Below are 5,799 nucleotides of genomic sequence, written 5' to 3' on the forward strand. Positions count from 1 at the left end.
CGCTTTCCAGCTTGCCGTACTCGCCCACCAGAGGCATGAGCTCTTCGACTTTGGCGACGATGCGGCGCTGCTCGGCGAGGGGCGGGACAGCAACAAGAATAGAATTCATACGCTCTTGATTCATCTTGGGCTGCGCTGTACCGGTGATATAAGGCGCGAGTGATATTGCGTTGACGAAAAGAGCGGCATATACAAGAAGCGTTTCCTCTACGCTATCCAGCACGTGTGCATGATTGTTTACCCAGTATTTGCCTCGCGCGATGAAAGCAATCGGCGTGGAACGATTAACAAGGTTTGCTCCATCTTCCCCGATAAGCAGTAGGGGCTTATCGAATAGATATCCGTCAACAGCATCTATCACGCCAGATGCACCATAATAGTCGTATTTCTTTTCAAGACGTTCACGCATAGCGACCGACAGCGGGACGCGCTCCGCATCGCGATTGAATAAAAGACACCCGAGCCTCGCCCACTCCCACCCGTCTGGCACCTCGAACGGAATCTCTCCATCTATGCACACGGGCTCGCTCTCGCGCCCCTTCGCGTCCACGCGCTTCTCATAGCGGGAGCCATCGGAAGCGTAGCACGCTGCTTTTAGCTACCTTGGATGTTTTTCCGACCGTTTGACGAGTCGTCCGGCACTACCAGGTTCTCACAGCTCCTGCTCAATCAAGTAATCCCGAAACGCTGGCAGCTCGAAAGCCACCACGCCGCGCCTTCGCTCGCCGATTGCGCCGTGGGCGAGGAGCCTGTTTCGGTATTGGCCCGCGTAGGATGCCGACACGCCCATCCGTGCGACGATATCGGCCATGCGGCTTTCGCCCTCATCGGCGAGCATGGCGCGCAGAAACCTGATGTCACCGTCCGACAGGCTGCGGTAGGTGGAATCAAGCACGCGCGCTTTCAGTTCTTTTTCGGCAATGGATATGCCGAGTTCCACGTGCTCGACGGTCACCTTGGGCGCGAGCGGGTCCTGCTCCCACGACCGATAGCCAACCAATTGCATCATGAATGGGAATCCGTTTATCGCCCTCACGGCTTTGTTGAGCGCCTTTTTCTGAATAGTCCGTCCTCCCGAGCGAACAGTTTTGGCGAAGGCGTCTTCTATTTCGCAATTGTCCACGCGTCCCAAATGATGGCTGACGGATCGGCGCAAAAACGACACCGTTTTGTCCTGGAGTAGGGTGGATATGCTGTGCGGCAGGCCGGCCATGAGGAGGGCCACCTTGCGTCCCTCACGAACGAAGTGCTGGTACACGGCTGCGAGCTGAATCATCTCGTCAAGATCGGGCTGCACCTCGTCAACGGCGATAAGCAGTCCCGTGTCGGTTTCGGCTAGTGCATCGAGGATACGGTTCATGCGGGTGCGCCAATTGCCGCGCGCTCGGTCCGAGTGCTCCCATTCCGCATTGACAATTTGGGCTATTCCGATGCCGGTGATACGGCTTTCCACGTCGGGAGCGACAAGGTGTTCTGCGGCTTCAAGCGTTCGCTCCTCTACATCCTCCAACATACCCGGAAGGGCTGTAACGCCCACGGCAATCCACCCTCGCTTGCGAGCTTCTTCAGCTATCAGGGAAAGCAGGGCCGTCTTGCCAGTACCTCGCGCACCGGAGATGACCGTGGAGAGGTCGGGGCTTCTTCCGCTGCGCTCGAACGCGGTTATCATGTCGCCTATGAGCTGCGCACGGCCCGCCATATAGGCAGGAACTTCCCCGAATGTCGGAGTAAAAGGGTTTTCTTCGTAGGGCATGGCAACCTCGCTTCGCAATGATGCGCCCATCCTACGCTTGATTTCTTTCAAACTCCTTGATTCTTTTTAAAAAGCGAACGCGCGCTAAAGGTGCGGAACTGTTTGAGCGCTTGGGACACGGGTGATTTCGGGCTGTGCATACGAGGGTTTCCAAGCCTTCGAACTTCTTCGCTTCCTCATCCCCCACTCTTCGCCCCCTTCATCCCTCCTCGCCTCGCTTTTGCCTCGCAATATTTTGATGAGAATTCGATATGAAAGATTCAGGCGGGCGGGGGAGGTTTTTCGGGCAAGCCCTTAAAATCTAGAATCGTGTGCGATGCGGCTTGGAGGTTTCCCGTGCCGCCGAGGGCCAAGGGGCCGATTGCCCCGCCGGGGGGCCGCCGCATCTGCCCGATCCGTCGCGCCAGCGCGCAGGGTCGGGCGCGCAGATGAGGAAGAAAGGAGAAGGCGTGCCCGCTACCAGGGAAAACCCGTCCATAGGCGTTGGCTGTCGCTCGGTTTCGGCACAGGGCGCCTTGGGCGCCAAAGCTGCGCCGGGCGGCGGTGCGTCGAAGCGGGCCGATGACGCCTATGCCAAGGAGGGGCAAGTCAGGGCCGTCGGCGCCAAGCCGTTCTCCTCCGACAAGGTGGTGTGGAACGCCTGCCATGCGAACTGCGGAAACCGCTGCCCGCTCAAGCTGTATGTGAAAGACGGCGTCATCGTGCGCGTGGAGGGCGACGACGAGGGGTCGGACGGCTTCGGCCCCGGCCGCGTTTTCCAGCTGCGTCCTTGCGTGCGCGGCCGGACGGCCCGCCGCCTCGTCCACAACGAGACGCGTCTCCGAAAACCGCTGCGGCGCGTGGCGGGCACCAAGCGCGGCCAGGGCGTTTACGAGGAGATATCGTGGGAGGTCGCCATCCGCGAGATCGCCGGCATCATGAAGGGCATCAAGGAGGAGTACGGCAACGACGCCTTCTACCTTCAGTACGGCACCGGCCGGATGGACGGCGTCGTGGCAAAGTCGTGGCCGCCCGATGGCACCGTGTTCGCCCGCATGATGAACTGCTGGGGCGGCTATCTGCGCCATTACGGCACGTACTCCGCAAGTCAGATCAGCCGGGAGCTTCCGCTGCTCAACGGCGACGCCCACGCCAACAATGAGGCTGCCGACCTCGTGAACTCCAAAAACATCGTGCTGTTCGGCAACAATCCGGCCAACACCCGCATGTCCGGCTCGGGCATGATGCACCTCGTTACGCAGGTGCGCCTGCGAAACCCCAAGGTCAACATCGTGGTGGTGGATCCGCATCTGTCCGACACCGTCGTGGGCGCGGCCACCACGTGGGTGCCCATCCGTCCCGGCACGGACGCGGCGCTCGTGGCCGGCATGGTGCAGTACCTCCACGCCAACGGCATGCTTGACGAGGCGTTTATCCGCGAGCGGTTCATCGGCTTCTACTCCGACACCTTCCTGGAAGACGTGAAGCAGGGCGAGCCTGCGAGCAACGTGTTCTTCGGCTTCGACAAGGAGGGTGCGCTGGCGGTTGAGGAGGACCTGTCTTACGAGGCATACCTCAACGGCACCGGCGCCTACGAGGGTTCGGGCCCAAAGACCCCCGAGTGGGCCGCAGCCATCACCGGCGTTCCGGCCGGCACCATTCGCGCGCTGGCCGAGCTGTACGTGAACGGCCCCACGGCCACCATTCAGGGCTGGGGTCCGCAACGCCATTTCAACGGCGGCAACTCCGCGCGCGCCATCGGCCTGATCGCGGCCATCACCGGCAACGTGGGCATCTCCGGCGGCGGCTCGGGCGCGCGCGAGGCTGTGGGCGGCGTGGCCTGCAACGTGCCGACCGGGCTGGACTGCTTCCCCGAGAAAAACACGGTGAGAACCTGCATCCCGTTTTTCGGGTGGTTTCGCGCTATCGAGGACTATCGATCCATGAACGACGCCACCTGGGGCATTCGCCGCTACGACGACGAGGGCAACCTGCTTTTAGCCGAAACTCCCGGCGAGATCAGCCTGAAAGCCCCCGTCAAGTTCATCTGGAACTACGGCTCCAACGTCATGATGGGCCAGCATGCCGACATCAACGACTGCCTGCGCATCTACAACCTGCCTGACGAGAAAGACTCCGGTCTGCGCTGCGTGGTCACCTGCGATGTGTACCTGACGCCCACGGCCATGGTCTCCGACTACATTTTGCCGGGCACCACCAGCTTCGAGGAGACGGACGTGGTGCAGGGCGGCGCCGCGTGGGCGGGCTTCGTCCTGTGCGAAAGCCCTGCCATCGACCCGCTGTTCGAGTGCAAGCCCGTCTACGAGATCTGCTCGCTTCTGGCCGAGGAGCTGGGCGTGGCCGAGGAATTCACCGAGGGCAAATCCCAGGAGGACTGGGTGCGCTGGTGCTACGAAAAAGGCAAGAACGCCGGCGAGGACCTTCCGGACAGCTTCGAGGAGTTCAAGGAAACGGGCCTGTTCAAGCGAGCCGATTGTCACGAACCCCAGGTGCACGCCCCCAAGGCGCTGCCCACGCCCTCCGGTAAGTACGAGGTGTTCTCCAAGCAGGCGTACAACATCTCCAAGCAGTGGGACCTCACGGCTGCCGGCTTTGTGCCCGAGGACGGCCTGGACCAGATCACCCCGTGTCCCGTATGGTACGAAAGCTTCGAAGGATACGGGGATGCGGAGACACGAAAGGGCTACCCTTTCCAGCTGATCGGCCATCACGCCAAAACGCGCACGCATTCCTCGTACGGCAACGTGGACTGGCTTGAGTCCGTGGCGCCGCAGCAGTGCTGGATCAACGCGCGGGATGCCGCCGGCTTGGGTGTGGAGAACGGCGACGAGGTGATTGTGTCCACCAAGCGTGGCCGCGTGAAGATCGCGGCCAAGGTGACCGAGCGCATTATGCCCGGCGTAGTGTCCATTCCGCAGGGCGCGTGGTACAGCCCCGAGAGCCGCGACGTTGGCAAACTGGGCAGTGTGGACAACCTTGATCTGGGAGGATGCATCTCGGTGCTGACTTCGCAGCGGCCCACGGCCATTTCGAAGGGCAACGGCGTGCACTCCAACCTCTGCAGGATCGAGAAGGTGCAGGGCGCGGGGCGAACGGCACGAGACGCAAGGCGTAAAGGGGGCGAGTCATGACCCAATACGGATTCTATGTGAACACGGACATCTGCATAGGTTGCAAGGCGTGCATGACCTCGTGCTTCGACCGCAACGATCTGGAGGTTCCACAGAAGTTCCGCACGGTGTTCGAGTTTGGCGGCGGCGCGTGGGAAACGGACGCCGACGGCGCGTTTATCAACACGGTCTTCTGCTACTACGTGTCTGTGACCTGCGGACAGTGCGAGAGCCCCTCTTGTGTGGAGGCGTGTCCTACGGACGCCATGCGGAAGGATCCGGAGACGGGCATTGTGGACAACGACAAGGGTGCGTGCGTTGGCTGCATGTCCTGCGAAGCGGCCTGCCCTTATGGCCATCCGGCGCGAATGGCCGATGGACTCTCGCACAAGTGCGTCATGTGCGCCGATCTCGCCGAGGGAGGCGTGCCCGACCCGACGTGCGTCAAGGCGTGTCCGGTGCGCGCCATCGAGTTCGGCCCCATCGAGGATTTGCGCGCGGCGCACGGCGAAGTTGACGCGCTGGGTGAGCTGACGAACGAGACGGGTCCGAACGTGGTGTTCAATCCGCACCGGTCCTCCGGACGGGGCGGTGCGCTCATGAACCCGGCAGAGATCGGCCATGGGGCGAACGGAAAGAGGCCCCAGCGAGAGTGACGCACCGTGACAGCAGCGTGACAGCGGCAGCGTGACAGCGGCGTGACAGCGGCGTGACAGCGGGACGGGGATAACGTCACCACACGTGACAGCGGAGTGACAGCAGGACGGGGATAACGTCACCGGGATAACGTCACCAGGTGGCAGCGGACAAGAGTGACAGCAGAGTGACAGCAGGAGCGACAGCAGAGTGACAGCAGAGTGACAGCAGGAGCGACAGCAGAGTGACAGCAGGAGTGACAGCAGCACAGTGACAGCAGAGTGGTGACGTTATCCCCGT

General features: G+C 61.8%; 4 protein-coding genes. 2 read left to right on the plus strand and 2 right to left on the minus strand.

What is annotated here, in order from left to right:
• Together ACWKY3_RS05505 and ACWKY3_RS05510 are read right to left on the minus strand one after the other, a co-directional pair.
• Nucleotides 1-550 (minus strand): restriction endonuclease subunit S (locus tag ACWKY3_RS05505; protein WP_449315421.1); only part of this gene is annotated, 550 nt, incomplete at its 3' end.
• Nucleotides 551-652: 102 nt separating this feature from the next.
• The gene (locus ACWKY3_RS05510) at nt 653-1,804 is read right to left on the minus strand and encodes an ATP-binding protein (protein ID WP_449315422.1); all 1,152 of its coding nucleotides are present in this window, start codon (nt 1,802-1,804) and stop codon (nt 653-655) included.
• A gap of 398 nt (nt 1,805-2,202) precedes the next feature.
• On the opposite strand from ACWKY3_RS05510, the gene ACWKY3_RS05515 reads away from it, so the two are divergent.
• Nucleotides 2,203-4,884 carry a molybdopterin-dependent oxidoreductase gene (locus ACWKY3_RS05515; protein WP_449315423.1) on the plus strand — a complete coding sequence of 894 codons (2,682 nt, stop codon included), beginning with the start codon at nt 2,203-2,205 and terminating at the stop codon, nt 4,882-4,884.
• On the plus strand, nt 4,881-5,519 hold the full coding sequence (locus tag ACWKY3_RS05520) for a 4Fe-4S dicluster domain-containing protein (RefSeq protein WP_449315424.1): 639 nt from the start codon (nt 4,881-4,883) through the stop codon (nt 5,517-5,519). The genes ACWKY3_RS05515 and ACWKY3_RS05520 overlap by 4 nt, the downstream gene beginning before the upstream one ends.
• The last annotated feature ends 280 nt before the right edge of the window (nt 5,520-5,799 follow it).

This window comes from Rubneribacter sp., from assembly GCF_965361815.1.

Coding starts and splice junctions, on each gene's coding strand:
- ACWKY3_RS05520 (WP_449315424.1), top strand. CDS start 4,881: ATGACCCAATACGGATTCTATGTGAACACGGACATCTGCATAGGTTGC.